Origin of the sequence: Hymenobacter sp. 102, from assembly GCF_049949205.1 — a bacterium.
Classification (GTDB): Bacteria; Bacteroidota; Bacteroidia; order Cytophagales; family Hymenobacteraceae; genus Hymenobacter.
Map to the genome: position 1 here is coordinate 4,968,248 of NZ_CP188172.1, position 25,761 is coordinate 4,994,008.

Genomic DNA, 25,761 nt, shown 5'->3' on the forward strand with positions numbered 1-25,761 from the left:
TTCAGAATTGCCAGCTACCTTTCAGCCGTTCCTCACCTTGCACTCCCGTGAAGCTGCTGATTGTAGAAGACGAGCCGGCCCTGCGCACCTCCTTGATGGAGTACCTGCGCCAGGACGGCTACGTGGTGGAAGCAGCGGCCAGCTACGAACAGGCGCACGAGAAAATCAAGCTCTACCAGTACGATTGCGTGCTGCTGGATTTGACCCTGCCCGACGGCAACGGGCTGGACGTGGTGCGCACGCTCAAGGCCGACCGCTCCCCGGCCGGCGTGCTCATCGTCTCGGCCCGGGGCGCGCTCGACGACAAGGTGCTGGGCTTGGAACTGGGGGCCGACGACTACCTGGCCAAGCCGTTTCACCTCTCGGAACTGAGCGCCCGGCTGAAGGCCATCATCCGGCGGCGGCAGTTTCAGGGGCAGCGCCACCTACTGTTTCAGGAGTTGACCGTGTTTCCCGACCAGGCCCGGGTACTGGTCAACGGGGAACCTGTAACGCTTACGCGCAAGGAATTTGACTTGCTGCTGTATCTGCTCACCAACCCCGGCCGCGTGCTGACGAAGGAGTCCATTGCCGAGCACGTCTGGGGCGACGCGGCCGATGCGGCCGACTCCTTCGACTTCCTCTACACCCACCTCAAGAACCTGCGGCGCAAGTTGCAGGACAAAGGAGCCGGCGACTACATCCGCTCCGTGTACGGGGTGGGCTACAAGCTTAGCGCAGAATGAAGCTGCTGGCCGCCACCAACCGCTACTACCTGCTGCTGGCCACCGTGCTCTTCACGGCCGGCAGTGTGTTCCTCTACTACGGCGTGCGCTGGACGCTGCAAAGCGAAGTGGAGGAGCGCCTGTTTCAGCAGCGTGACTACTTGCGGGCGCAGGTGCAGCGCACCGGCCACCTGCCCGGCACCCCGTTTGAGGGCCGCATGCAGCTCAGTGCGCAGCCGCAGCCGGAAGGGCTGCGCGATACCCTGCTGCTGGAGCCCCTGGAAAACGAGTTGGAGCCCTACCGCCAGCTCACGTTTCGGCTGCCGCTGAACGGGCAAACCCAGTGGGTATCGCTCAGCAAGGCCCTGCTGGAAACCCATGACGTGCAGCGCCTGATTGTGCTGTTGCTGGTGGGGGTGCTGGGTACGCTGCTGCTGGGCGTGGTGGGGCTCAACCGCTGGCTGACCCGCCGCCTCTGGGCCCCGTTTGAGCAGACCCTCCACCAGCTGCGCGGCTACGACGTGCGCCAGCACCAGGTGCTGCACCTGCCTGATGCCCACATTGAGGAGTTCGCCCAGCTCAACCACACGCTCACCCACCTGAGCGAGCGGGTCGCGGCCGACTACATGTTGCTCAAAGCGTTCACGGAAAACGCCGCCCACGAAACCCGCACCCCGCTGGCCATCATGCAGGCCAAGCTGGAACAGCTGCTCCAGCTGCCGGATTTGCCCGCGCCGGCCGGCCCCTTGGTGGGCGACCTGTACGCGGCCGTGCAGCGGCTGGCCCGCCTGCACCAGGGGCTGACGCTGCTCAGCAAAATTGAGAACCAGCAGTTTGCCGCCGCCCAGCCGGTGCCGCTGGCCGAGCTGCTGCGCGAAAAGCTGAGCCAGCTGGAGGAATTCATCCAGCAGAAGGAGTTGCAGCTGGACGTGCAATTAAATGCCGCGCCGTTGCTTATGCTGCACCCCGCGCTGGCCGATTCGCTGCTCAGTAACCTGCTGCACAACGCCATCCGGCACAACTTGCCGGGCGGCCTGTTGCGGGTGCAGCTGCGTGCCACCGAGCTGGTCATCACCAATGCCGGCCCCGCCCTGGCGGCGCAGCAGAAACCCGCACAGTTTTTCGAGCGGTTTCGCAAGCAGAATGCCGCTTCGGACTCGCCCGGCCTGGGGTTGTCCATCGTGCAAAGCATCACGACCTTCTATGGCTTTACCGTGGCATACGACTACGCCCCGGATTCGGCGCGGCATACGCTGCGTGTCCGGTTCGCTTCAGCGGTTCCCCGCCCCTGACCCCTACAGAATGTGCACAGAATTGCGCTCTACGTTTGGGGCGTACCTGCTGCTTTTTTGTATGCCCCGCTCCGTGTTGCTCCCCTGGCTGTGCTGGCTGCTCCCCTGTTCCCGTCCCGGGCCCAGACGGCGCCTGCTGTTTCGGTACCGCCTTCCCTGCGTGACTCCACCACCCGCCCGCCGCTCTGGCAGGGGCCGGTGGCGCGGGCGCTGCTGGTGCCTACGCTGCTGCTCACGGCCGGCGCCCTGACCACCCATCGGGTGGAGGCGCTGGAATCAGACGAGGAGCTGCGGGAGGAAATCCGCGAGCATATGGGCCGGCCCACGACGACGCTCGACAACCAGCTCCGGTACCTACCAGGGGCCGTAACGCTCGGCCTGGGCCTGGCCGGGGTGCCGGGCCGTCACAAACCCGTGGACCAGCTGCTGCTGGCGGCGCTGGCCTTCACCCTCAACGATGCGGTGACCAGCAACCTGAAGAAGCTCACGCAGGTGCAGCGCCCCGACGGTTCCGACTTCCATTCCTTTCCCAGCCAGCACACCAGCCTGGCCTTCGCCTCGGCTACGTTTCTGCACAAGGAATACGGCGGGCGTAGCGTCTGGTACAGCGTGGGCGGCTACTCGCTAGCAGCGGCCACGGGAGGTATTCGCATGGCCAAAGACGTGCATTGGTTTTCCGATGTGCTGGCCGGAGCCGGCGTGGGCATTCTGTCAACGCAGGCCGCGTACTGGCTGTACCCGCTGGTAACAAAACCACTGCGCAAGGTGCTGGGCAACCGGGCGCTGGTCGTGCCCAGCTACCAGCAGGGGGCCATCGGGGCCACCGCCGTCATGGCGTGGTAAGGCAAGAGAAGGAAACTACAGAATGCCTTCAGAATCGTGCGGGAGCTTTGTCGGGCTAACCTGCGCCAACGAGCCAGCGCATGGCTTCCTCACTAACGGTCCCTCCCATTGCCCAGCAAAAAACAGATAAAAACAAGCCTGTTGCGTACCTGGCTCACGGCCTCTCTGGGCCTGTGCGCCGCCGCTGCCTCCGCCCAACAAGTGGACAGCCTCTCCTTTATCCGCTCCAAGCGCATGTCGGATGCCGACCTGGCCAAAAAACGGGAAGGCCTGTTCGTGACCGGCTTGCCCGACCTCTCGTCCGACCCGGTGACGGGCTTCGGTGTGGGGGTTAAAACCAACATCATCTGGAACGGCACCCGCGACAACCCGCTGTTTGCCTACACGCCCTACCTCACACGCCTGCGCGCCAACGCGGCGTACTTTACCACCAACGCCCGCGAGCTGACGCTGTCCCTGGACGTGCCCTACTACAAAGGCACGCGCTGGCGTTACCGCGTGGACTTCAAGGCCCAGCAAAACCCGGCCAACCTGTACTTCGGCTCGTCCGAAACCACGCTCGGCCGCCTGCGCCTGCCCTCCAACCCGGACGAGACGTTTGCCACCTACGCGGAATATGACGCGGCCCGCAAAACCCTGCGGCCCGGGCAGGCCGGCGAAGCCGCCGAGGTCACCGATGCGCTGTCCAACCGGTTCCGGGAAACCGAGTTCATGCTCAACCTCAAAGCTGACTACGCCCTGGGCAAAGGTCGCTGGCGCGTGATGGGCGGCTACGAGATTCAGCACCTCTCCTACGACACGTTCCAGGGCACCAAGGCCGAGGCCACCCGTAACGGCGAAGAAACCACGGCGCCTAACGGCACGTCGCTACTGCAGCGCGATGCCCAGCAGGGGCGCATCTTTGGCCTGGACGGGGGGTGGGTGTCCATTATCCAGACGGCGCTGATTCACGACACGCGCGACTTTGAGCCCGACCCGACCCGCGGGGTATACTTTGAAGCCGCCAACGAGTTTTCCAGCCCCGCCATCGGTTCGCAGTTCAGTTTCAACAAGCTGTTTTTCCAGGGCCGGGCCTACCGCAAGCTGCCCGTGGGTCCGCGCACGGTGCTGGCCGGGCGGGTCGGCGCGGGCACCATTTTCGGGAAAGAAGCGCCGTTTTTTGAGTTTCAGGACCAGTGGAGCCCCGACGGCAGCATCAACGCCCTGGGCGGGCGGCAGTCGCTGCGGGGCTACCGGGCCAACCGCTTCCTGGCCCGCTCGCTGGCCTTTGCCAACGCCGAGCTGCGCATCCGGCTGGCCGATGTCAAGCTGGGCAAGCAGAACTTCGGGCTGGGCGTGGCCCCGTTCGCGGACGCCGGCACGGTGCGCGACCGGTGGCAGGACCTAGGCTTTCGCGACGTCCGGTTTTCGTACGGAGCCGGGGCGCGCATTGCCTGGAACCTGTCCACCATGCTCTACGCGGACTACGGGGTGTCCAAGGAAGACCGGCTGTTCTACTTCGGCATCGGCCAGAATTTCTAACCCCGTGGCGGCGCGGCGCTTCCCGGCCGGTTGTTCGGGTTTGATAGCGGCACCGTGCGCCATTTGGCTTATTCTTTCGCGCCTCCCTGGCCCATGCCCGTAGAATTCCTCAGTGACGAGCAGGCCGCCCGCTTCGGCTGCTACGCCGACGAGCCCAGCCCCGAACAGCTGGCCCGGTTCTTTTACCTGAGCGCAGCCGATGGCCACCTCCTGGCCGCGCGCCGACGCCCCGCCAACAAACTCGGGTGTGCCGCAGCTCTGCACCCTGCGCTTTTTGGGCACCTTTCTGACCGACCCGCTGCGGGTACCGGCCGTGGTGGTGCAGACGCTGGCCGAGCAGCTGCACCTGCCTGCGGACGCCTTGGCCGCGTACCGGACCCGGCCGAACACGTGGTACGACCACCAGGCCCGGATTGTGGCCCACCTCGGGTACACCCCGTTTGACGGGCGGCAGACGTTCCGGCTCACCCGCTGGCTCTACGCGCAGGTGCTGACGAGCACCGTCCGGCCCAGCGTGCTGTTTGATTTGACCACGGCCCACCTGGTCGCCCAGCGGGTCGTCTTGCCCGGCGTTTCGTTACTCGCCCGCCTGATTGCGCGGGTCCGCGAGCGCACCGGCCGCCACCTCTACCGCCAGCTGCGCACCCGCCTGAACCCGTCCCAGCAAGCGGCGCTGGAAACCCTGTTGACCGTGCCGGCCGGCGAGCGGCTCACCCACCTGGAGCGCCTGCGCACCCCGCCCACCCGCGTGTCCGCCCCGGCGCTGGCGGCCGCTTTGCGCCGGGTGGGCGAAATCCGCGCCCTGGGCGTGAGCGCCGTGCCCGTGGCCGACTTACCCGAAGCCCGGTTGGCGCGCCTGGCCCGCCATGCCCAGCTGGCTTGGGCACAGACGCTGGTGCGCATGGGCGAGGAACGCCGGCTGGCCACGCTGCTGGTCTTCGCCCAGACCCTGGAGCGCACCGCTACGGACGACGTGCTCGACCTCTTCGACAGCCTGCTCACGTCGCTGGCCCTGCGGGGCGAAACCAAGCGCCGGCGCGAACGCCTGCGCTCGCTCAAGGACCTGGACCAGGCCGCGTTGCTGCTCCAACAGGCCGTGGAACTGCTGCTCGACGAGGCCGTACCGGCCGGGCAGGTACGCCAGCAGGTGTTCGACCGCCTGGGCCAGGCGCCCTTGCGCGCTGCGGCGGCCACCGCAGGAACTAGCCAGTCCGCCGGAGGACCCGCTGGCCGAAGCCTTGAGCGGCAGCTACGCCACGGTGCGCCGGTTCCTGCCCGCCTTGCTGGCCGGCGTCGCCTTCGAGGGGACGCCCACCGCCAAACCGCTGCTGGAGGCCTGGGCCTTTTTGCAGCAGCAGGAAGCCGGCGGTCGGGGCCGCCCGAAGTGGTCGGCCGCGCCCCGCACGGTCGTCCCGAAGGGGTGGGCCCGGCGGGTGTTTCCCGCCAAAGGGGAAGTGAATCCCCAGGCGTACACCCTCTGCGTACTGGAACGGCTGCAGCACGCCGTGCGCCGCCGCGACGTGTTCGTGCCGACCAGCGAGCGCCACGCCGACCCACGGGCCGAACTGTTGCGCGGGGACGCCTGGGAAGCCGCCCGGGATTCGGTGGCCCGGGCCCTGGACCGCTCCCTGGACCCGGCAGTGGAACTGGCCCGTCTGGGGCAACTGCTGCGCACGGCGTATGCGGACGTTGGGGAGAACCTGGCGCAGCACACCACCCTGCAGGTGGTCGAGCAAGACGGTCAGCCGGTCGTCACCCTCAGCGCCTTACCGGCGCAAGAAGAGTCCGAGCACCTGGTGCACGTGCGCGAGCAGCTGGCGGCGGCCCTGCCCCAGGTCGAAGTAGCGGCCCTGTTGCGGGAGGTGGACGCGTTTACCGGCTTTTCCCTCGCCTTTACCCACGTGGCCGACGGGCAGCCCGCCGCCGCCGACCTGCCGCTCAGTATCTGTGCCGTGCTGTTGGCCCAGGCGTGCAACCTGGGGCTAAAAACCGTGGCCCGGGCCGACGTGCCGGCCCTGACGCTGGCGCGCCTGGCGTGGGTGCAGCAAAACTACCTGCGCGCCGAAACGCTCACCGCCGCCAATGCCCGCCTGGTGGATGCCCAGGCGGGGCTGCCATTGGCCCAGGCCTGGGGCGGCGGGGAGGTGGCCTCGGCCGACGGCATGCGCTTCGTGGTGCCCGTGCGCACGCTGCACGCGGGCTGGAACCGCAAATACTTCGGCTCCCAGCGCGGGGTGACGTACTATAACTTCACCAGCGACCAGTTCACGGGCTTTCACGGCATCGTCATTCCCGGTACGCTGCGCGACTCTTTGTTCATCCTGGCCGGGTTGCTGGAACAACAAACCCGCCTGGACCCGCGCGAAATCATGGCCGATACCCACGGCTACAGCGACGTGGTATTTGGCCTGTTTTCGCTGCTGGGCTACCGCTTCAGCCCCCGCCTGGCCGACTTGGCGGACCAGCGCTTCTGGCGGCTGGAAAAAGAGGACGACTACGGTCCGCTCAACGAGTTGGGCCGCCACGTGGTCAACGCCCGCCTGATTCACGCCCACTGGGACGACATGCTGCGCCTGGCCGGCTCTCTGAAACTCGGCAAAGTCAAGGCCACGGCCGTCATGCGCACCCTGCAGCGAGCGGGCTCGCTCTCGGGGCTGGGGCGGGCGGTCGCCGAATTGGGCCGCGTCGAAAAAACATTGTATTTATTAGCCTACGTGCAGGACGAGGCCTACCGCCGGCGCATCCTGGTGCAGCTCAACCGGGGCGAGGGGCGGCACGCCGTGGCCCGGGCCGTCTTTCACGGCAAGAAAGGGGAGCTGCGCCAGCGCTACCGCGAGGGCATGGAAGACCAGTTGGGCGCCCTTGGACTCGTGGTCAACGCCCTGGTGCTGTGGAACACCCGCTATCTGCAGCACGCCCTGGAACGGTGGCAGCAGACGGAAGGCGTGCTGAACCCGGACGACGTGGCGCGCCTCTCGCCCTTGCTGCACGAGCACGTTAACATGCTGGGCCGCTACGATTTCAGCCTGCCCGAAGACATTGCCGCCGGCGAAATGCGCCCGTTGCGCAACCCCGCCAACTGGGAAGAACGGCTGGTCGAATTTCCTTAGCGTTGTTTTCCGTTCCTACTCTAGTGCGACCCCCGATACCAGCACCGAGAAGGGCACCGTCAGCCAGAAGTGGCCGTGGCCGAGCTTCTCGAACTCCGCCAGCAGCCCGAGCGGCAGAATCAGGATGAACACCCACACGAACACCAGGCTGGAGAAGGCATACTGGCGCGGGTACGGGGTATTCTTGATTCGTTCGCAGCCGCCTTGCAGGTTGGCTAGCTCCCGCAGCTCCTCCATCAGGGTCCGGCGCTGCAGGTCGTTGAACAGTCCCTCGGCCTGGGCTACGGCGCGGCCCTGTAGCAACAGCAACTGCGCCGGGGCGTTGGCCACCCGGCGCAGCTGGTTATCTTCTTCGGCGGTCAGCAACGGGGTCACGGCTTCGGCCCACAGCTCGGGCTGCCGGCGTAGGTGCAGGCGGAGCGCGTTGCACCACGCCAGCTGCCGCAGCACCAAGGCTCGTTGCGGAGCGGTGATGGTCGGTGCCGGCTCTGTATCGGTCTGCTGGGTGTTGGTTAGCACGAATACCGACCAGCTACGGCTGCGGTTGACGATGCCGCCCCAGAGCGTACGGGCCTCGTTGAAGCGGGCGTAGGCACTGTTGTTTTTGAAGCCGACGTAGAAGGACACGGCCACCCCCACAATGCTGACCAGCTGCCAGGGTACGTCCAGCCAATGGAAACCCAGCGGGCCGAACAGCACCGCCAGCGTGAGGTCATAGAGGGTAAACAGCAGCACATTTTTCCAGGCGTAGCGCCACGCTATGCGCCAATGAATATTGCGACGAACGTACATACAGGGAGAAGCAGGAAGTGAATGGGGGAGTTAGGTCCGGCTACGCCATCATGCCCAGCAGCAGGAACAGCAGAAAGCCGCCGAAGAAGGCCAGCGTCTGTAGCGTGGTTTCGGGTAGCTCGTGCGCTTCGCTCAACAGCTCTTCCGTGACCAGATACAGCAGCGAGGCCAGCCCGAAGGACAAGACGGCCTCCACGAACTGATCGGAAGCGCCCTGCAGCACAAACAGGCCCAGGCCGGCTCCCACCAGAATCATACTGGCCAGGGCCGTCAGAATCAGGACTGTCTTGCCCCGGCTCTGCCCGCTCCGGCGCAGCTCCACGGCCGTGGTCAAACTGAGGGTGAGCATTTCCAGCGCAATGGCAATGGCTAGCAACGTCCCTTCCTTGGCCCCCACCGCGAAGCCGATGCCCAGCAGCAGTCCGTCGATAACGACGTCGATACTCACGGCCGCCAGCATCCCCCAGGGCAGCGCCTCGGGCGCGTCTGGCGTCGGCGTTTCGGTCGTGGAACCGGATTTCTCCAGGCGCTGAGTGAAGTACCGCAGGCCGAACATCACGGCCAGCCCCAGCGCGAAGCCCAGCCCAACTTCCAAGGGCGCGCGACGCTCCACGATGTCCGGCAGCACATCAACGGCAACGACCGAAAACACGACGCCGGCCGCGAAGTGCAGCAGCGCCCCGCGTAGCGCGGGGCTCGGCACGCGCCAGACCCCAAGTAGGGCCCCAATGACCATGACGCCGACTGGCAGTAGGGCATAGCCCAGCACGGTGGTCCACGGGGCCAGTGCTTCGGTGGGCACGAGCAACAGGATGGTAGTTAACAGCATATTACACATCGGTTGGGAGTACCTGAACGTCCTGAGCGTGGGCGGTGCCGGTGCCGTGCTGGTGCCCGGCCGCCGATACCGGGTCGGTGTGGACCAGCGCGGTATTGAGGTACTGCACGTCGCGGATGAGCTGCGCTTCCACGCGGCTGCCCAGGTCGTGGGCCTGACTTACCGTCAGCGAGTCGTCCACCGCCACGTCTACTTCGGCGTTGAGCTTGTGGCCCAGCCAGCGCAGCCGAATGGTATCGACGCCCTGCACACCGGGCACTTGCTGGGCACTGGCCCGCACCGCGTCCACCATTGCCGGGTCTACGCCGTCGAGCAGGCGGGTGAAGATGTCCTTACCCGAGCGCCAGACGATTTTCAGGATGACCAAGCTGATGAGCAGCCCGATAATGGGGTCGGCCAGCGGGAAGCCGAGCCAAATGCCGATGACGCCCAGCAGTACCGAGAGACTGGCAATACCGTCGGTACGGGCGTGGTAGCCGTCGGCCACCAGCGCGGCGCTGCCGATTTCCTTACCCACCTTGATGCGGAAGATGGCCACGGCTTCGTTGCCCAGGAAGCCGACTACCGAGGCTACCGCCACGGCCCCAAGATACTTCACCGGCTCGGGGTGGTAGAAGCGCTGGATGGACTCGTAGCCCGCCACGATGCCACTGGCCAGGATGATGACCAGGATGATGAGGCCGGCCAGGTCTTCAATGCGGCCGAAGCCGTAGGTGAAGCGCTTGGTAGGCGGCCGGTTAGTGAAGCGAAACGCAATCCAGAGCGGGACGGCCGTAGCTGCGTCGGCCACGTTGTGGATGGTATCGGCCAGCAGGGCAGTGCTACCCGAGTAGAAGAACACCACGATTTGAAGCACCGAGGTAATGGCCAGGCCGATGAAGGACCATTTCAGGGCCCAGATGCCGCGTTCCGAAGACGTAACGACGGCATCCAAGCCCTTCTTGGCCCCAGCGGGTCCTTTCTTCAGGAAGTCCTGCAGGAATTGAGGGAGTTGCATGGGTGAATGGGTTGTGGTGGAAAAGATGATGGCCCGGTAGGCCACGGCGTACACCCAGCCGGATGCACGCCGCGGCACTGGGTCTACTGCCCGGCGGCGGTTGCCTGTTGAATGTCCTGGGCACCACGCACCACCACCCGCTCACCCTCCCGGACGCCGCTGAGCAACTGTACCTGTTGCCCGTTCGTCGCGCCGGTCTTCACCGACCGCAGCTGAAACCGCTCGCCCGTGCGCTGCACGTAGACGTGCGGCTTGCCCTTGACGTCGACCAACGCCGCGGGGCACCACCAGGCCGGTGGTGGCCTTCTTCCCGCTGCCCACGCTACCCTTCGTCAACAGCTGAGTGGCGAAATCCGCCAGCACCCAGGACTTTTCCTTGATGTAGGTGATGTCGCCGGCTTCCTCGTTCTTCGGCTGCTGACGCGCGGCTTCCGCGTTGGCGTACACCATCACGTTCGGGATGGTGAACTGGTCGGTAAACTCCGGCGTCACGATGTCGATGACCAGCGTGCCGGTGCCAGCCGGGGCGGGCGGCAGCTGAAACCGGAAGATGCCGGGTGCGGCCGGCGCATCCGCCGACGCCTTCACCGTGTTGCCGCCTACCTGCAGGCTGACTGTCACCTGCCCGGCCGTGTAGGGCTTGAAGGTGGTGCCGAGCTTGGTGAGGTGGGCCGTGAAGCGGTTCGGAGCCCCCGCAATGAGCGGCTTCGATTCGGCGTACAGCTCCGATTTGGTGGTGAACAGCGTGTACGATACCGTCGGCAGCGACGGGGCGGCGGGCTTGGCGCCCTCGCTCGGGCTGGGGTGCGGATGGCCGTGGTCGGCTTCCGAGGTGGTCGGCACCTGGGCTTGGGCGGCAGGGGCAGCCGCCAGCAGGCAGGCGAGGACAACAAATGTGTTACGAGTCATGGAAATGAAATCAGAAGTGAAGGAATGCGCAGCCGGCAGCTACCAGCTGCGGGGTGGGTTATTCGTCACTGGCGTTTTTGAGCTTGCTCAGCAGGGAGTAAGCGCCTTCGGTCACGTAGCGGGCGGCGGTATCGGCCGTAGCTTGCCCCGGTAGGAAGACCTCGCTGTAGCCGTCGGCCTGCTCTCCGCGCCGGACTTCGAGCATGCGGTAGCTGCGCTGGCCGTTCGCCGCCGATTCCTGCCGGAACACGTACTGCTTGCCCTCGTAGTCCACCACGGCCTTGTCGGGCAGCGCCGGCACGCGCCGGGAGGTGGTTTCGATAACGGCCCGCACGAACATGCCGGGGCGGAGGGCCGGGTCACTTTCCCGGTCCAGGTGGCCGTGGACGCGCACGGTGCGCTGTTCCTCGTCCACGGTGCGGCCGATGAGGTACACTTTCGCTCCCCGCTCGACGCTGCTGTCGTTGGGCACCGTGAAGCGGATGCGCTGGCCGATTTTCAGCTGGGCCGCATCCTTCTCGAACACGGTCAGCTCGGCATGCATGTGCTCGGGGTCCACAAGTTCAAACAGGGCGTCGGTCGGCGTCACGCTCTGGCCCACGGCCACGTTGACTGCTTTCACGAAGCCGTCTTTCGGGGCGCGTAGCGTCGCCGTGGACACGAACGGCTGCTTACCCACCGGCAGCCCCGCCAGACGCAGCTGGGCCGACAAACCGGCTGCCTGCGCCACCAGCATATCGTAGCGGCTCTGGGCCTGCTGCTCATTTTTGGCCGGGGCTACCTCTTCGCGCACCAGCTCCCGCTGCCGAACCAGATCGGTCCGGGCGTAGCGCAGCTGGCTTTGGGTTTCCAGGTACTGCTGCTGCAACTGGATAAACGCGGGGTTGCGGATGACGGCCAGCGCCTGACCCCTGCGCACGGGCGTGCCCTGCAGCAGCGAGGTGCTTTCCACGATGCCGCCCAGAGGCGCGTTGATGGAGAGCATTTTATCCGGCGGCACGTCGATGACGCCGTTGACTTTGAGGCCGGCGCCCAGCACGCGCTGGTCCAGCGTGGTCGTCTGGATGCCCGCGAGTTGCTGCTCGTCCGCGGTCAGCGTAATCAGGTCCGGGGCCGCGGCTGCAGCGGTGCTGTCGGCTGGGGCGGCAGTGGTTTCGGCGGCCGGCGTTTCGGAGGGCTCGTTGCCCTGGCAGCCGGCGCCGAGTACCAACAGACTCAGGGCCGCTACCTTATACAAAGGAGAGTTCATGCAAGAAAATATCAGATATGGGAAAGACGGCGCGGTGGCTTACTCGCCGGCGCTCAGCAGGTAGTCCAGCTCGATGACGGTCTGGTTGTGCTGCAGCAGCGCATCGAGGTAGTCGGTACGCAGACGTAGGGCGCGGTCCAAGTTGAGCAGGTACTCGGTGTAGCCGTTTTCGCCCGCCTTGAAGGCTTTGGTCGATACGCGGGTAATCACGTCGGCCTGCGGCAGCGCCGTCTGCTCGTAGAACTGCAGGCGCTGCTGCTGCTCGGCGCGTTGGGTGAGCAGCGTTTCCAGCCGACCGGCCAGCTCCGCCTGGTAGCGCACGTAGCCGATCTGGGCCACCCGCTCCTGCAGCCGGGCCGACTGCACCCGCGCCCGCTGCGGACCCTGCACCAGGGGCAGGGCCACGCTGGCCTGCACACCCTGAAACCGGTCGCTGCCGGTGAAGGTCCGCGTACCGCCGCCGTCGACCAGCTGCTCACCCCGGATGGACTGGTTGAAGTACCCCACGGTGAAACCGGGCTTGCCCTGTGCCTGCGCGACGCGGGTTTCGGCCTCGGCCACCCGAATCTGCTGCCGCAGCACCTGTGACAACATGCTGTTGGCCAGCAACGTGGTGTCGTCGGCCGCAGCGGCTACTTTGGGTGTGAGCAGCGTCAGGGTACTATCAGCCACCACAACCGGCTCGACGCGCTGCAGCAGAGCTTGCAACTGACGGATGGCGACCTGGTACTCCACGCGGGTCTGGGCCAGCCGGGTGCGGGTTTCGCCCTGCTGCACCAGCGCCGTGGATACTTCCAGCCGGGCCGTTTCGCCATTGCGGAAGCGCACTTGTGAGGCCCGCACAAACTCCGTGTACAGGCTGTCCTGCACGCGCAACGTGCGCAGCCGGTGTCGGGCGTATACGGCGGCTTCGTACTGCAGCCGCACCTGCCGGCGCACGTCGGCGCGGGCTAGGGCCAGTTGCTGCTCCTTGGTCACCACCTGCGCCTTAGCCAGGGCCGTGAGCGTGCGGTAGTACCCCGGCCAGGCCAGCGGCTGCGTGATGGTGAACAGGTTGTCGTTCTTGATGGAGTTGTACTGCCCGTAGCTGCCCTGAATGGTGGTGCGGCCTACTTCGCGGGCCGCCCGTACCGATGCCTGCTGGGCCGCTACCTGCTGCTGCGCGCCCAGCACCGTGCCGCTCTGGCCTAGCGCCACGTCCACGGCCTGCGTGGCATTCAGCACGTCGCCTTCCGCTGCTCCCGGCTTCTGCGCCCAACTGGTGCCAGGCAGCAGAGTCAGCGCCAGCAAGATGCTACCCGCGACGCCCAGCTTGGTGGTGTTCACCGAATCATCCTTCTTCGCGTCCCGTTTCGCCGTCCACGCTTCTTCCAGGTAATAGAGCACCGGCAACACCAGCAGGGTGAGCAGCGTGGCCGTCACCAGCCCGCCAATCACCACCGTGGCCAGCGGCCGTTGCACCTCGCTACCACCCGACGTGCTCAGGGCCATCGGCAGGAAGCCCAATGAGGCCACCATCGCCGTCATCAGCACCGGACGCAGCCGCACGTGCGTGCCCTCCAGAATGCGCTGGCGCAGGTCCGTCATGCCTTCTTCCTTGAGCTGGTTGAAGTAACCGATGAGCACGATGCCGTTGAGCACGGCCACCCCGAACAGGGCAATGAATCCTACTCCTGCCGAAATACTGAACGGCATGTCGCGCAGCCACAGCGCCAGCACCCCACCGATAGCCGACAGCGGAATGGCGGTGAAGATCATCACCGACTGGGTGAGGGAGTTGAACGTGGCGTAGAGTAGCAGGAAGATGAGCAGCAGCGCTATCGGCACGGCAATCAGGAGTCGGTCGCGGGCCGACTGCAGGTTCTCGAACTGCCCGCCGTAGGTCGCATAGTAGCCCGGCGCGAACTTCATTTCCTTGTTGATGCGCTGCTGGGCTTCGTTGACCAGGCTTTCCACGTCGCGGCCCCGCACGTTGAAGCCCACCGTGATGCGGCGTTTGGCGTCGTCGCGCTGAATCTGGCTTGGCCCGCTGATGAGCGATACCTTCGCCACCTGGTCGAGGGGTACTTGCCGGCCGCTGGGCGTGGCAATGAACAACTGCCGCAGGCTGTTGATGTCTTGACGAGAACCCTCTTTCAGGCGCACCACTAGGTCGAACCGGCGTTCCTGCTCGAACACCTGGCCGGCTACCTCGCCCGCAAACGCGGCCTGCACCGTGCGGTTGACGGCTTCTACCGTCAGGCCGTACTGGGCCAGCCGGTCCCGGTCAATCTGCGCCACAATCTGCGCCTGGCCGGTAGCCCGCTCCACGTACAGGTCGGAAGCACCGGGCAGCGTGCGGATGATGTTGCCCACGCGGCTGGCATAGTCATCGAGCTGCTGCAGGTCTTCCCCGAAAATCTTGATAACCACGTCCTGCTTGGCGCCCGAAATCAGCTCGTTGAAGCGCATCTGGATAGGCTGTTGGAAGCCGAACGTCACGCCCGGAATCCGTCCCAGCCGCTCCGACATCTTCTCAACCAGCCCTTCACGGGTATCGGCCGTGGTCCACTCTTTCTTATCCTTGAGTACGATAATCAAGTCGCAGGCTTCCACCGGCATGGGGTCGGTCGGGATGGCCGAGGAGCCGACTTTGGCTACCACTTCCTTCACCTCGGGAAACTCCTTGAGCAGGATACCGGCCGCTTGCTGGGCCTTTTCGGCGGTGTAGGTGATGGACGAGCCGGGCAACACGCGGGTCTCTACCGCGAAGTCGCCTTCCTCCAGCTGCGGGATAAACTCGCCGCCGAGGGTGCGGAACAGCAGCAGCGCCCCGACGAAAAGCGCCACCGCTACGCCCAGAATCAACGTTTTGGCACCGAGTGCCCACTCCACCACGCGCTGGTAGCGCACGGCCAGGTTGCCCAGCACCCGGTCGGAGAGATTGGGCTTGTGCTCGGTGTTGCGGCTCAGGGTCAGCGCCGACATCATCGGCACGTAGGTGAGCGAGAGAATGAAGGCGCCAAGGATGGCAAACGCCACCGTCTGGGCCATCGGGCGGAACATCTTGCCCTCCACGCCGCCCAGCGCCAGCAGCGGCAGGTACACGATGAGGATGATGATTTCGCCGAACGCGGCCGAGGAGCGGATTTTGCTGGAGGCGTGGTACACCTCGTCGTCCATCTCCTCGCGGGAAAGTATCGTTGCTCCTGCGGCCCGGGGCAGGATGGCGAGCCGGTGCACGATGGCTTCGACGATAATCACGGCTCCGTCCACAATCAGTCCGAAGTCAATAGCGCCCAGACTCAGTAGGTTACCCGATACATCGAAGGTGCGCATCAGGCCGATGGCAAAGAACATGGCCAGCGGAATCACCGACGCCACCACGAGGCCAGCGCGCAGGTTGCCCAGGAAGATAACCAGCACGAAAATCACGATGAGCGCCCCTTCGGCCAGGTTTTTCGTGACGGTGTGAATGGCCTGGTCCACCAGCTTAGTGCGATCCAGGAACGGCTCGATAACCAGGCCCTCGGGGAGGGTTTTCTGAATCGTAGCCATGCGCTCTTTCACGTTCTTGATAACCTCCGAGGAGTTGGCACCCTTGAGCATGAGCACCAGTGCGCCCACCACTTCGCCCTCCTGGTTGCGCGTCATCATGCCGTAGCGCACGGCATGGCCGAAGCGCACCTCGGCCACGTCCCGCACCAGCACCGGCACGCCGTTGGCGTCCTCGGGGGCTTTTACCACCATGCGGCCCACGTCTTCCAACGACCCGGCCAAGCCCTCCGTGCGGATGAAGTAGGCGGCCGGGTTCTTGTCGATGTAAGCGCCACCCGTGTTCTGGTTATTCTGCTCCAGCGCGTTAAACAGCTCGCCGATAGTTACGTTGTAGCTGCGCAGCCGCTCGGGGTCCACGGCCACCTCGTACTGCTTAATGTTGCCGCCGAAAGACGACACGTCGGCCACGCCGGGCGTACCCAGCAGCTGCCTACGCACCAACCAGTCCTGCAACGTACGCAGCTCCGTGGGCGAGTATTTCTTCTCGTAGCCCTTCTTCGGGTGCAGCACATACTGGTAAATCTCACCCAGGCCCGTCGTCACCGGGGCCAACGCGGGCGACGCGACACCGGCCGGAATCTGCGCTTCGGCTTCCTTAAGCCGCTCTGTTACTTGGTTGCGCGCCCAGTACACGTCCACATCGTCGGGAAAGACAATGGTGACGACGGACAGTCCAAAGCGCGAGAAGGAGCGGACCTGCTCCACGTTGGGAATGGTCGCAATGGCCTGCTCGATGGGGAAGGTCACCAGCCGCTCCACGTCGGGGGCACCGAGGGAGGGCGTTTGGGTAATGACCTGAACTTGGTTGTTGGTGATGTCGGGGACGGCGTCGATGGGCAAGTGCGCCACGGAATAACCGCCCCAGGCCACAAGGGCCAGTGTCAGCAACCCGATCAGCAGCTTGTGCTTGATCGAGAAGCGAATAATGGAGTCCAGCATGAAAAAAGTCTAAATCAACACGATGTGCCGACGGCCACAGACCTTCCCTTAGGAAAAGCCGGACGTCGGAACGTAACCCAGAAAAGCGGGGGGTGATTTAGGCCCGGGGGGGCTGCCAGCACGGGCGCAGCACTCCTTGGCGGGCGGCGGGCTCGGCATGGTTCGGCAACCGGCTGGCCGCAGCGTACTGGGCCGGGTTGGGTTGCCAGGTTAGCGCAACCGGTAGCACGTACACTGCCGCAGAGGCCGTATCGTGGCCGTGGTGCAGCGGCAGGGACTGGTGGTCGGCGGCGTGGTCACCGCTGTGCTCATGCGAGTCAGCGGCCACAAAGTGGTCGTAGACGAAGTCCAGTAGGGTGCTGCTGGCGTGCTCGTGCGTGCGGTGCTGCCAAGCCGAAGCCACTTCCGTTAGCTCACGCGCATCCCCTCCCGGCAGCAAGCTGACGGCGAGCAGGTGAAAGCTGAGCAACAGAAGCAGAAAACGCGACATGGGCACAAATATACCCAGCGTTGGGCAAAGCGTCTACGTGCGCAACTAATTCAGGTTCATTTTTAATTCCGCAGCCGCCGGGTGGTGTAAGTGTCGTATGCTGTTTGCCTGGCTGTCCTGGCGGCTGGCACGTACACGGTCACGCATCACACTTGCTGCTATGCCTGTCGCTACCTTACTCGCGCCTTTCCAGACATTACGAAACCCGGTCTTCGCCCGCCTGTACGCGGCTCAGACCATCAGCCTCTTCGGTGACGCGCTGACCTGGGTGGGGTTGGCCCTGCTGGCCTACGAGCTAGGCGGAGCCGAATCGGCCGGCGTGCTGGCCTTTGCCCTGACGCTACGCGTGACGGCCTTCGTGGTTCTCTCACCGCTGGCTGGTCTGCTGGCCGACCGCTTCAACCGTAAGATCATTATGGTCACTGCCGACGCGGTGCGCATGATGGTCATTGCTCTGCTGCCCTTCGTCACGCAGGTGTGGCAGGTCTATGCGCTGATGTTTACCGTTAACGCCTTCACCGCGTTTTTCACGCCCACCTTTCAGGCTACGTTGCCGGCCGTCACGACCGACGAGGAGCTGGCGCCCGCCCTGAGTCTGGCCAGTGCTACTCAGGAGTTGCTGGGTGTACTCGGGCCGGGCCTGGCCGGCGGCGTGGCAGTCCTACTCGGCGCCCGCGACATCTTCTTTGTGGATGCCGTTTCGTTTCTCTTATCCGGCGTGCTGATTCTGACCCTGCCCGCCCGCCTGCGCGCCGAGAACGAAAACCAAGATGAACAGCGCATCACCGTGCCGAACCTGCTGGTGGGCACGCGCCGCCTCTGGAGCGACGGCCCGATGCGCTACGCCCTATTGCTGGAGTTGGGGGCCGCTGTGAGCGGAGCCCTGATTCTGGTGAACACTGTGGGCGACGTGAAGGGCCGCCTGGGCCTGGGCGACGCGGCTTACGGCTGGGTGATGGCCGCCTTCGGCATCGGGGCCACGGCCGCCGCTCTGCTGGCTGGAGGCCTGGCCAAGCGGGTGGCCCATGCCACGTTTCTGCTGGCTGGGGCCCTGCTCACCACCTTAGCGGTGCTGCCGGCCAATTACGCGAGGCTGGGGGACTACTGGCGCTTTGGCTGCTGGCCGGGGCCGGACAAAACGCGGTGAATCTTGCCACGCAAACCATCATTGCCGAGCAAACACCCGAGGAATACCAGGGCCGGGTGTATGGGGCGCACTTCGCCTGGAGCCACCTGTGGTGGGCTTTCGCCTACCCGCTGGCCGGCTGGCTGGGTACCCGTTTCCCCACCCACTCATTTTGGTGGGGTGGGCTGCTGGGCCTGCTGCTGCTTGCTGGTTCTTGGTTATTCACGTGGCAAGCCATGAGGCCATCGGAGCCACGAAAACCCTGAGTGTTTGTTGCTCGCTGCGCTGGAGGAGACACATTTTCCTGTTAATCGTATTCTTGCGGGCTATTCCAGCGCTTGGTTTACTAAGAGGTGGTATTTTCGCGCACTTTACCACTCGTGCCGTATGCTATTCCCGGATTCTGCAATACAGTTACCTGCCGCCTCACTGCAACTCGACGCGGAGTTGATAGTACGCGTTACCTGGACTTCTCACCGGTATCAACCAGCGGAATTCCGGGCCGTATTGGAACAGGTGCTGCGGCTATTACTCGCCAGTGGTAGCGGCAAAGTCTTGGCCGATCAACGCCTGATGATGCCCATTCCGCCGCCCGAGCAGGAATGGTTGCTGCACGAGTGGTTGCCGCGGGCTCTGCGCGACGGGGGATATCGTTACGCCGCTGTTCTGCCCTCTCATGAAGTATTTGCTCGCCTAGCCAGCACAAATGTCAGTATGCGGGTTATGACTCCCTATCCGGTGTATCGGTGGTTTGACAACGAAGGCAGCGCCCTGGAGTGGCTGCGGCAGCAGTAAGTGTTGTCTGTGCGCAGTCTGCGCTGTATTGAACAATACAGTGCCCGCCTAATGCTCCGTGCCAGGCATGTGCTGTGGCTTGCTTTTACCTAGCTGGTTGAGGGCCAAGCGGAAGCCGGCGGCCAGCTGCGCGGCCGGGCCCCGGCCGTAGTAGTGCAGGAACACCATGCGGGGCTGGTCAAAAAGCATGTGGTTGTGCACGGCCACCACTTCCAGCTTGTGCGCGCGCAGGGCTTTGATGACGGGATTGACTTCGCCTTCGAGCATGGCAATGTCGCCGGCGATGTGGGCATCGTCCTGCTTGCCGGCAAACGCGGCCCAGGAGTTCAGCCCGATGGCGGCCGTCATTTCCGTGTTCATCATCACCACCTGCAGGTCTTCACGGCCGATGGTATACTTATAGGTGGGCCCGTTAACGGTGCCCTGGGCCCCCACCAGCTTGTCCAGCGCCGGCAGGTCGAACAGCTCCTTGCCCGTGGGGGCTGCCGGGGCGGCCGGCGTTCCATTATTGCCCGTCGCGGCACTGGGCGCGGCGGCCGAGGCGGGCTGGTTGGCGGGCAGCAGCTTGGAATTTTTCAGCGTGGCGGCAAACTTCTGCGCCAGCTCGGCCGGGCTGCCCATGCCGCACGTGCATGTAGAAGATGCGCGGCTCCTCGTAGAAGAAGTGGTTGTGCACCGCCCCCACTTCCAGCCCGTTGGCGTGGGCCGCGTCCATCAGGGGGGCCACTTCCTCCTGCAGCAGCACCGTGTCGCTCATGAGCATGGCCGACTTGCCATCGAGCGTGTGCTTGATAGCCATCCAGCCGCCGAAGCCGAAGGGAATGGGCACCGGCTCGCCCTTGATGCGCATGTTCAGGTCGTTGCGCGGTAGACTCACCACGTGCGTGGCCTGGGCCTCGTTGTAGGTACCCTTCTTGCCCAGAGCGGCGTCGATGGCGGCCTGGTCGGGCGCAGCCAGCGGGGGCGTCTTGCCCTTGCCGGGGGCAGCCGCCGCAGCCAGCGAGTCGGCGGGGTGTAGCAGGGAGGTGGCGCCGAGCAGGGCGGTGGCGCGTAGCGCGTCGCGGCGGGAAAGTAGATGGTCCATGGCGGGTGGGGCTAGTAGGTTGATGGGGCGTTGCTATGCCCCTTTACGGGCGCCGCCTTAGCCCGGCGGGGCTGGTGGTACAGCCAGCGGAACGGCGGCCGGCGCGGGGCAAAAATCGAGGTTATGGAAGAAAAACAGGCGAATGGTGTGCTGGTTGCGGTAGGTGTCGCCGGCCGGCAGCTGCTGAAACAGGTGCATGTAGCCCGCGTGCAGCTGGGCCTGCTTGCTGACCTGGTACACCAGCCCGGCGAAGGCCCGGTTCTGGTCGAAGTAGTTGTAGCGGATTTCCCGGCCCAGGTTCACCATCAGCTCGTCGTTGAGCAGCAGTTGCAGGCCGCCGGGCTCAAACCGGCGCTTGGTCAGCGGCAGAAACAGCGCCAGGTTGTAGCGGGTGCGCCAGTTGAAGTCGAATGCGTCGGTGCGCTCGTTCTGCACGATATGACGCCGAAACCGTTCTTCCAGCCGCACCCATTGCATCAGCCGGGCCTGCGGAAAGCGGGTGAACCACTGCACCTGTTGCCAGGGCCGGTGCTCGGCCTGCCCGATGGTGCGGGCCCCGTCGGGGAAGTGGTGCACGTAGGCGTAGCCGCCAGTCAGACGCACATCGTCGGTGAGGTAGTATGTGAGCCCGCCGCGGGCCACCGTTTGAAACAGGGCCTGCACGAAGTGGTCGTGCAGCCGCACATGCAGGTCGGTCCAGGTGCCCCAGTGCTGGGAGAAGCGCGTCTGGTTGAAGTAGCCCACCCAAGTCTGCTGCTCACGCACGAACTGCTTCTGCGCCCGCGCCGGCAGGGCCAGCAGCAGCCCCAGACCCCCGAGCACCACGGGGCCCTGCCAGGTCGAAGTAAGAAAGGAAAGTCGGTTGCGCATCAGGTCCGGCTGCTGCTCCCTTCACGCGAGAGGCACCACCCGACGGCAATGCTACGGCCCGCCTAGTGGGAAAAATAGAACGGAATTTTCCGTTGGTAGAATCTTTACCTCGCCGTGCGTTTCCGGCGGTAGGCGGCGGGGCTCTGGCCGGTGTGCTGCTTGAAAATGCGGGTGAAGTGGCTTTGGTCGGAAAAGCCCGTCAGGTAGGCAATTTCGCCCACCGGGTAGGTGGTCGTATCCAACAGCTGCAGGGCCTTGTCGATGCGCATCTTACGAATATACTCCCCAAAGGAAAGGTCGTCGAAATACCGGGCAAACTCGCGAGAGAGGTAGGTCGGGTTGACCTGTAGGGTTTCGGCCACCTCCGTCAGGCGCAGCGCCAGGTTCGTGTCGAGGTGGTCCTGGATCAGCTCGCGCAGCTGCACGGTCCACGCCGGGGGCGGGGCATTGCGGTCCTTGGCGCGCTGCAGGTAAGCGGTGTATACCTGCACCAACAGCTGCTCCTCGGGCTGCTGGGTGTGGGCCTGCCCCTGCAAGTGTTGGGCCCAGGTATAAAGCGCGTCGTAGAGCACCAGCCCCTGCTGCAACAGTTGCTGGTCGTCGCGGATGTTGTAGGCCAGCCCGGCCGAAATGGCCCACAGCCCGGCCGCCTGCTGGGCCAGGGCGTGGTTGTCGGTGTCGGCGCCGCGCACCACCGGCGCCATGGCCAGCAGGGCTGGGTCGCTCAGCTGGTACTTGCGCAGGAAATAGTCGAAAGTACATTCCGCCCCGTAGTGGGTGAACTCCACCCCCGGCACGTCAAACGGAATGGCGCCGGTGCGCTCGGCCGTGGCCGTTACCTCCGCCGCGGGCACGTAGATGATTTCAGCGGCCGGGTCGATGAAGCGTAGAATCAGCCAGGGGCAGGCCAGCCGGTCAATCTTGGGACGCTCGCGGGTAATCCAGTGCATGGGCAAGAGAACAATGCAATTACGGCCCTCAAACCACCGGGGAGGATGGTGCGCCAACAATGGCCTGGCTGCCCGTAGGAACGCCTAAGTGGGCTAAGTACCGGTAAATGGTTGCCCGGCCAACGCCGAGCAGTTGCCCGATTTCGGCCACGGTTTTGTCTTGCTGGAGATACAGCGTCTTGGCGGCCTGCGCCTTGGCCAGCGCTTGTTTCGACAGGCCTTTCGGTCGGCCGCCTTGACGACCCCGGGCACGGGCGGCCGTCAGCCCGGCCGTGGTTCGCTCGCGGATAATATCCCGTTCAAACTCGGCCAAGGAAGCAAACAGGTTGAACATCAGGCGTCCCTGGGCGGTAGTGGTATCCAGGTGGTCGTGCAAGCTGACAAACTGTACGCCCTTTGCCTGAAACCCGGTCACCAGTGTCACCAACTCTTTCAAGGAACGGCCCAGCCGGTCAAGTTTCCACACCACCAGCGTATCACTCGCGCGCAGTTGCGTCAGCAGCCGCTGCAAAGCCGGGCGCTCTTTCCCGGAAGAGACTTTTTCCTCTACTACTTCAGCGCAGCCGTACGCTCGCAGCGCATCGGTCTGCAAATACACCTGCTGGTCGGGGGTGCTCACTCGGGCGTAGCCGTACATCATGCGGATTATTCTCACAAAGTCAACGAGGCCGAAGATAGTGAGTTATTGATTCGTGAGAACAGGAAATGAGACAATTTTTGGGTAGGTTGGCGCGCAACGAACCGGCCGGGACAGATGCCTCGGTAAAACGTCCGTTTCGCGAGACACCCGATGGCCCGTACCCTACCCTTGCTCGACACGGCTCAGCGCCGGGCGTTCGACGCCCCGCCCCCGTTTACGCCGCTGCAACGCGAGTTATTTTTTGCCCTGCCTGAATGGACCGCGGCTGTGCTCCAACCCATGACGGCACCCCACATGCGCGGCGGCTTCATTCTGCAGCTCGGCTATTTTAAGGCCGCCGGCCGGTTTTTTCCCGTGGAGCAGTTCATGGCCGCCGACCGGGCCTACGTCCAGCAGCGGTTCCAGTTGGGGGCCGTGGACTGGAGCCGGTACGAAAACGTAGCCAGCTTCCGCCACCGGCCTGTGCTCTTGCACCACTTCGGGGTGCGCCCCTTTGCTGACGTGCTGGTCTTGGTGCAGCAGCAAGCCATCCATTTCGCCCGTCAGCAGCCCAACCCGGCCGCCGTCTTCCGCACCGTAGCCGATTATCTGCGGTCCCACCGGTGGGAAGTGCCCACTTACGCGGCCCTGGCCGGGGTGGTCACCGATGCCTTTCGCGCCGTTGACCAGCAGGTCACGGCCCAGTTGGCCCTGTTGCTGACGCCGACGTTGCGGCAGCGATTGGACGCTTTGTTCACCACCGCCGACGATGAGCCGGCCCATGCGCACCGGCCGTACCGCCTCACCACGCTCAAGCGCAGCCTGGAGCTGATGCGCCCGGCGGCCATCCGTGCGAATGTGCAGGACTATGCCGTGCTGCAATCCTTATTTAAGCAGGTACAGCCCGTCGTGCAGGCATTGGCGCTGTCGGACGAACTGGTCCGCTACTATGCCCGCTACGTCGAGCGGGCCCAGGTCTTCCAGGTGCAGCAGCAAGCGGAGAAGAAATACCTGATGGTGCTCTGTTTCGTGGTGTATCAATACTATCAGGTGGGCGACCTGCTCACCGACACCCTGCTGCAGGCCGTGCAGACTCACCGCAACGCCGCCCAACGCGACACCCAGCAGCGGGTCTACCGCCAGCAACAAGATACGGCCGCGCAGCTGCAGCAGGTGCTCGACGGGGTTGTCACGCACGGTGCCGCCCTCCAGGAACTGGAGCGGATGGCGTTTGCCTTTGATCGAACCAATGCGGACAAGGTAGCCGCGCTGCTGGCCTGGTTGCATACCCCGTCCGTAGCGGCGTTTGGGCAGTTGCGCTTGGCCGCCCAGCAGTTGCGGCGCACGAGTGGAGGCGGCTATGACCCGTATTTCCGCGTCATTGAGGAGCGTTCCCGGGCACTACAGCGCCGGCTCGGCGATATTTTGCGTACGGTAGCCTATGAAGGCCCTTCCGACAGCCCGTTGGCCCAGGCGTTGGTCCACTATCGGATGCGCGACGGACAGCTGGGTAACCACCCCCCAACGGCGTTCCTCAAAGCCGCTGAGCGGGCGGCCTTGCAGCAGGCGGAGAGTCCTGTATCGCTCTACAAGGCTCTATTGGCCGGGCACGTGGCGGACCACTTAAAAGCTGGCAAACTCAACCTGGTGCAGTCGCTCAGCTACCGTCCCTTCGAGGCCTATCTGCTCGACGCGGCGGCGTGGGCCGCACAGCGGGACCACTGGCTGTTTCAGGCCAGCCTCTCGCACTTGGCTGCTGCCGGGCCGTGGCTGGACGCGCTCCAGGACCGATTAGCTACCAGCATCACCCGTACCCTGGACCGCTTGACGGCCGGCACAAATCCCGGCGTGCGGCAGCGGGCCGGTGGCCGGCCGTATTTTCTGACCCCGGCCCGTGCGGCCGAAGACGCGCCCGCCGGGAGCCGGCCGCTGTTTCCGGGGCCAGGGCAGATTGCCTTGCACGAAGTGCTGCATACGGTCAACCAGCAGTGCCGCTTTACCGACTGCCTCGAGCACTGGAACCCGCGGCATCGCCCGCCCCGTCCCGCCGACCGGGTGTTCTTTGCGGGCGTGATGGCCTACGGCTGCAATCTGGGCTTGACGCGCATGGCCCATGCCACCAAACACGTGGCGCAGGCCACGCTGGAGAATACGGTCAACTGGTATTTTGCGCTGGAAAACGTGCGCCGAGCCAATGACGCGGTGATTGCCCTGACGGGCAAGCTGCCGGTCAGCCGCTTGTTCCGGCGGGTTCCCGACCAGCCAGTGCACACGGCATCGGATGGCCAGAAATACTACGTGGCGGTGGACTCGATCCACGCCAATTACTCCTACAAGTACTTCGGGCAGGAAAAGGGGCTCGTCTTCTACAGCTTCATTGATGACCGTCACCGCCTGTTCCATTCCGCCGCCTTCAGCTCGGCGGAGCGGGAGGCCCCGTACATGGTCGATGGCCTGCTGCACAACGAGGTGGTCGAGTCCGCGCTGCACTCCACCGACACGCATGGGTTTACGGAGGTCAATTTCGCCCTGACGGCCCTGTTAGGCATCGAGTTTGCCCCCCGCATCCAGTCCTTCCAGGAGCAACTGCTGTACCTGTTCGCCGGCATGGGCGCCCCCGACGTTGCAGCAGTCGGCCTGCGCCTGGGCAAGCCGCTGGACCGGCACCTTATCGAGGCCCACTGGGAGACGATGCTGCGCCTGGTGGTGAGTCTGAAGCTCAAGCACGTAACGGCCTCCACTGTGCTCAAGCGCCTCAATTCCTACGCGCACCAGCATCCCCTGTATGTAGCCCTGCGCGAACTGGGCCGGGCCGTGCGCGGAGTTTTTGCTGCGCTACATGGACGACCAGGACCTGCGCAAACGCATCGACGACCAGTTGGACAAGCTCGAAAGCGCGCACCATTTCGCCCGGGCTGTCTTTTATGGGCAAAGCGGCCAGTTGCGCTACGCCGGCAAAGAGGAGCATCAGCTGGCCGACGCCTGCAAGCGGTTGGTACAGAACGTGATCGTCTGCTGGAACTGCCTGTACCTGAACCAGCAGCTGTTTCAGACGCCGGTTGCCGAGCGTCAGGCCGTGGCCGATGCTATTGCCCG

The 25,761-nt window shown here is 64.7% G+C and carries 21 protein-coding genes and 2 pseudogenes; 10 read left to right on the plus strand and 13 right to left on the minus strand.

The features are described from left to right. Positions 1–47 precede the first annotated feature (47 nt). From ACN19L_RS21565 to ACN19L_RS21585, 5 genes and pseudogenes are all read left to right on the plus strand, one after another. Entirely contained in the window at positions 48–725 is a 678-nt protein-coding gene (locus ACN19L_RS21565; protein ID WP_426491376.1) for a response regulator transcription factor, read from the plus strand. Further along, positions 722–1,996: a sensor histidine kinase gene (locus ACN19L_RS21570; RefSeq protein WP_426491448.1), complete on the plus strand. Its 1,275-nt coding sequence runs from the start codon at positions 722–724 to the stop codon at positions 1,994–1,996. Before ACN19L_RS21565 ends, ACN19L_RS21570 begins: the two co-directional genes overlap by 4 nt. A gap of 90 nt (positions 1,997–2,086) precedes the next feature. After that, complete coding sequence (locus tag ACN19L_RS21575) at positions 2,087–2,839, plus strand: phosphatase PAP2 family protein (RefSeq protein ID WP_426491379.1); 753 nt, start codon at positions 2,087–2,089, stop codon at positions 2,837–2,839. A gap of 108 nt (positions 2,840–2,947) precedes the next feature. After that, entirely contained in the window at positions 2,948–4,360 is a 1,413-nt protein-coding gene (omp85, locus tag ACN19L_RS21580) for an Omp85 family outer membrane protein (protein ID WP_426491380.1), read from the plus strand. Between the two features lie 93 nt (positions 4,361–4,453). Next, positions 4,454–4,952, plus strand: a pseudogene (locus ACN19L_RS21585) (DUF4158 domain-containing protein); the annotation flags it as partial. Between the two features lie 240 nt (positions 4,953–5,192). Here the strand turns inward: ACN19L_RS21585 and ACN19L_RS21590 are convergent. Continuing rightward, positions 5,193–5,450 carry a hypothetical protein gene (locus ACN19L_RS21590; RefSeq protein ID WP_426493623.1) on the minus strand — a complete coding sequence of 86 codons (258 nt, stop codon included), beginning with the start codon at positions 5,448–5,450 and terminating at the stop codon, positions 5,193–5,195. Between the two features lie 91 nt (positions 5,451–5,541). On the opposite strand from ACN19L_RS21590, the gene ACN19L_RS21595 reads away from it, so the two are divergent. Then, on the plus strand, positions 5,542–7,470 hold the full coding sequence (locus ACN19L_RS21595) for a Tn3 family transposase (RefSeq protein WP_426493616.1): 1,929 nt from the start codon (positions 5,542–5,544) through the stop codon (positions 7,468–7,470). Positions 7,471–7,485: 15 nt separating this feature from the next. Here ACN19L_RS21595 and ACN19L_RS21600 read toward each other — a convergent pair whose 3' ends face one another. From ACN19L_RS21600 to ACN19L_RS21630, 7 genes are all read right to left on the minus strand, one after another. After that, positions 7,486–8,262: a bestrophin family protein gene (locus tag ACN19L_RS21600; RefSeq protein ID WP_426491382.1), complete on the minus strand. Its 777-nt coding sequence runs from the start codon at positions 8,260–8,262 to the stop codon at positions 7,486–7,488. 40 nt (positions 8,263–8,302) lie between these two features. Beyond that, complete coding sequence (locus tag ACN19L_RS21605; RefSeq protein ID WP_426491383.1) at positions 8,303–9,091, minus strand: ZIP family metal transporter; 789 nt, start codon at positions 9,089–9,091, stop codon at positions 8,303–8,305. Position 9,092: 1 nt separating this feature from the next. Beyond that, on the minus strand, positions 9,093–10,097 hold the full coding sequence (locus ACN19L_RS21610) for a cation diffusion facilitator family transporter (protein WP_426491384.1): 1,005 nt from the start codon (positions 10,095–10,097) through the stop codon (positions 9,093–9,095). Between the two features lie 141 nt (positions 10,098–10,238). After that, on the minus strand, positions 10,239–11,006 hold the full coding sequence (locus tag ACN19L_RS21615; RefSeq protein ID WP_426491449.1) for a hypothetical protein: 768 nt from the start codon (positions 11,004–11,006) through the stop codon (positions 10,239–10,241). A gap of 58 nt (positions 11,007–11,064) precedes the next feature. Continuing rightward, on the minus strand, positions 11,065–12,255 hold the full coding sequence (locus ACN19L_RS21620; RefSeq protein WP_426491386.1) for an efflux RND transporter periplasmic adaptor subunit: 1,191 nt from the start codon (positions 12,253–12,255) through the stop codon (positions 11,065–11,067). A 39-nt stretch (positions 12,256–12,294) separates the two neighbouring features. Next, positions 12,295–16,731 (minus strand): CusA/CzcA family heavy metal efflux RND transporter, encoded by a 4,437-nt coding sequence (locus tag ACN19L_RS21625; protein ID WP_426491450.1) that lies wholly within the window; start codon positions 16,729–16,731, stop codon positions 12,295–12,297. 97 nt (positions 16,732–16,828) lie between these two features. Further along, on the minus strand, positions 16,829–17,221 hold the full coding sequence (locus ACN19L_RS21630) for a hypothetical protein (RefSeq protein WP_426491387.1): 393 nt from the start codon (positions 17,219–17,221) through the stop codon (positions 16,829–16,831). A gap of 160 nt (positions 17,222–17,381) precedes the next feature. Here ACN19L_RS21630 and ACN19L_RS21635 point away from each other — a divergent pair, with 160 nt between their 5' ends. The 3 genes from ACN19L_RS21635 to ACN19L_RS21645 all read left to right on the plus strand — a co-directional run bounded on the left by ACN19L_RS21635 (position 17,382) and on the right by ACN19L_RS21645 (position 19,142). After that, complete coding sequence (locus ACN19L_RS21635) at positions 17,382–18,368, plus strand: MFS transporter (protein WP_426491451.1); 987 nt, start codon at positions 17,382–17,384, stop codon at positions 18,366–18,368. Continuing rightward, positions 18,365–18,613 (plus strand): hypothetical protein, encoded by a 249-nt coding sequence (locus tag ACN19L_RS21640; RefSeq protein WP_426491452.1) that lies wholly within the window; start codon positions 18,365–18,367, stop codon positions 18,611–18,613. The genes ACN19L_RS21635 and ACN19L_RS21640 overlap by 4 nt, the downstream gene beginning before the upstream one ends. Before the next feature lie 121 nt (positions 18,614–18,734). Next, positions 18,735–19,142, plus strand: a complete 408-nt coding sequence (locus ACN19L_RS21645) for a hypothetical protein (RefSeq protein WP_426491389.1) — start codon at positions 18,735–18,737, stop codon at positions 19,140–19,142. Positions 19,143–19,190: 48 nt separating this feature from the next. Here the strand turns inward: ACN19L_RS21645 and ACN19L_RS21650 are convergent, their stop codons facing one another. The 5 genes from ACN19L_RS21650 to ACN19L_RS21670 form a co-directional block, all read right to left on the minus strand. Beyond that, positions 19,191–19,763: a DUF1259 domain-containing protein gene (locus ACN19L_RS21650; RefSeq protein WP_426491453.1), complete on the minus strand. Its 573-nt coding sequence runs from the start codon at positions 19,761–19,763 to the stop codon at positions 19,191–19,193. Beyond that, a complete protein-coding gene (locus tag ACN19L_RS21655) occupies positions 19,648–20,226 on the minus strand; it encodes a DUF1259 domain-containing protein (protein WP_426491454.1) in 579 nt (192 codons plus the stop codon). The genes ACN19L_RS21650 and ACN19L_RS21655 overlap by 116 nt, the downstream gene beginning before the upstream one ends. Before the next feature lie 57 nt (positions 20,227–20,283). Next, positions 20,284–21,096, minus strand: a complete 813-nt coding sequence (locus ACN19L_RS21660) for a DUF2490 domain-containing protein (RefSeq protein WP_426491391.1) — start codon at positions 21,094–21,096, stop codon at positions 20,284–20,286. Positions 21,097–21,200: 104 nt separating this feature from the next. Further along, complete coding sequence (locus ACN19L_RS21665; protein WP_426491392.1) at positions 21,201–22,046, minus strand: chromate resistance protein ChrB domain-containing protein; 846 nt, start codon at positions 22,044–22,046, stop codon at positions 21,201–21,203. 28 nt (positions 22,047–22,074) lie between these two features. Then, positions 22,075–22,686, minus strand: a complete 612-nt coding sequence (locus ACN19L_RS21670) for a recombinase family protein (RefSeq protein WP_426491393.1) — start codon at positions 22,684–22,686, stop codon at positions 22,075–22,077. A 150-nt stretch (positions 22,687–22,836) separates the two neighbouring features. Here ACN19L_RS21670 and ACN19L_RS21675 point away from each other — a divergent pair. Further along, positions 22,837–25,747, plus strand: a pseudogene (locus ACN19L_RS21675) (Tn3 family transposase); the annotation flags it as partial. Positions 25,748–25,761 lie beyond the last annotated feature (14 nt).

What these genes read in the sequence shown, in the direction of transcription:
- ACN19L_RS21570 (WP_426491448.1), top strand. Translation starts at nt 722, where the DNA reads ATGAAGCTGCTGGCCGCCACCAACCGCTACTACCTGCTGCTGGCCACC.
- ACN19L_RS21600 (WP_426491382.1), bottom strand. Translation starts at nt 8,262, where the DNA reads ATGTACGTTCGTCGCAATATTCATTGGCGCATAGCGTGGCGCTACGCC.
- ACN19L_RS21605 (WP_426491383.1), bottom strand. Translation starts at nt 9,091, where the DNA reads ATGCTGTTAACTACCATCCTGTTGCTCGTGCCCACCGAAGCACTGGCC.
- ACN19L_RS21610 (WP_426491384.1), bottom strand. Translation starts at nt 10,097, where the DNA reads ATGCAACTCCCTCAATTCCTGCAGGACTTCCTGAAGAAAGGACCCGCT.
- ACN19L_RS21615 (WP_426491449.1), bottom strand. Translation starts at nt 11,006, where the DNA reads ATGACTCGTAACACATTTGTTGTCCTCGCCTGCCTGCTGGCGGCTGCC.
- ACN19L_RS21620 (WP_426491386.1), bottom strand. Translation starts at nt 12,255, where the DNA reads ATGAACTCTCCTTTGTATAAGGTAGCGGCCCTGAGTCTGTTGGTACTC.
- ACN19L_RS21625 (WP_426491450.1), bottom strand. Translation starts at nt 16,731, where the DNA reads ATGCTGGACTCCATTATTCGCTTCTCGATCAAGCACAAGCTGCTGATC.
- ACN19L_RS21630 (WP_426491387.1), bottom strand. Translation starts at nt 17,221, where the DNA reads ATGTCGCGTTTTCTGCTTCTGTTGCTCAGCTTTCACCTGCTCGCCGTC.
- ACN19L_RS21635 (WP_426491451.1), top strand. Translation starts at nt 17,382, where the DNA reads ATGCCTGTCGCTACCTTACTCGCGCCTTTCCAGACATTACGAAACCCG.
- ACN19L_RS21645 (WP_426491389.1), top strand. Translation starts at nt 18,735, where the DNA reads ATGCTATTCCCGGATTCTGCAATACAGTTACCTGCCGCCTCACTGCAA.
- ACN19L_RS21650 (WP_426491453.1), bottom strand. Translation starts at nt 19,763, where the DNA reads ATGGGCAGCCCGGCCGAGCTGGCGCAGAAGTTTGCCGCCACGCTGAAA.
- ACN19L_RS21655 (WP_426491454.1), bottom strand. Translation starts at nt 20,226, where the DNA reads ATGGACCATCTACTTTCCCGCCGCGACGCGCTACGCGCCACCGCCCTG.
- ACN19L_RS21660 (WP_426491391.1), bottom strand. Translation starts at nt 21,096, where the DNA reads ATGCGCAACCGACTTTCCTTTCTTACTTCGACCTGGCAGGGCCCCGTG.
- ACN19L_RS21665 (WP_426491392.1), bottom strand. Translation starts at nt 22,046, where the DNA reads ATGCACTGGATTACCCGCGAGCGTCCCAAGATTGACCGGCTGGCCTGC.
- ACN19L_RS21670 (WP_426491393.1), bottom strand. Translation starts at nt 22,686, where the DNA reads ATGATGTACGGCTACGCCCGAGTGAGCACCCCCGACCAGCAGGTGTAT.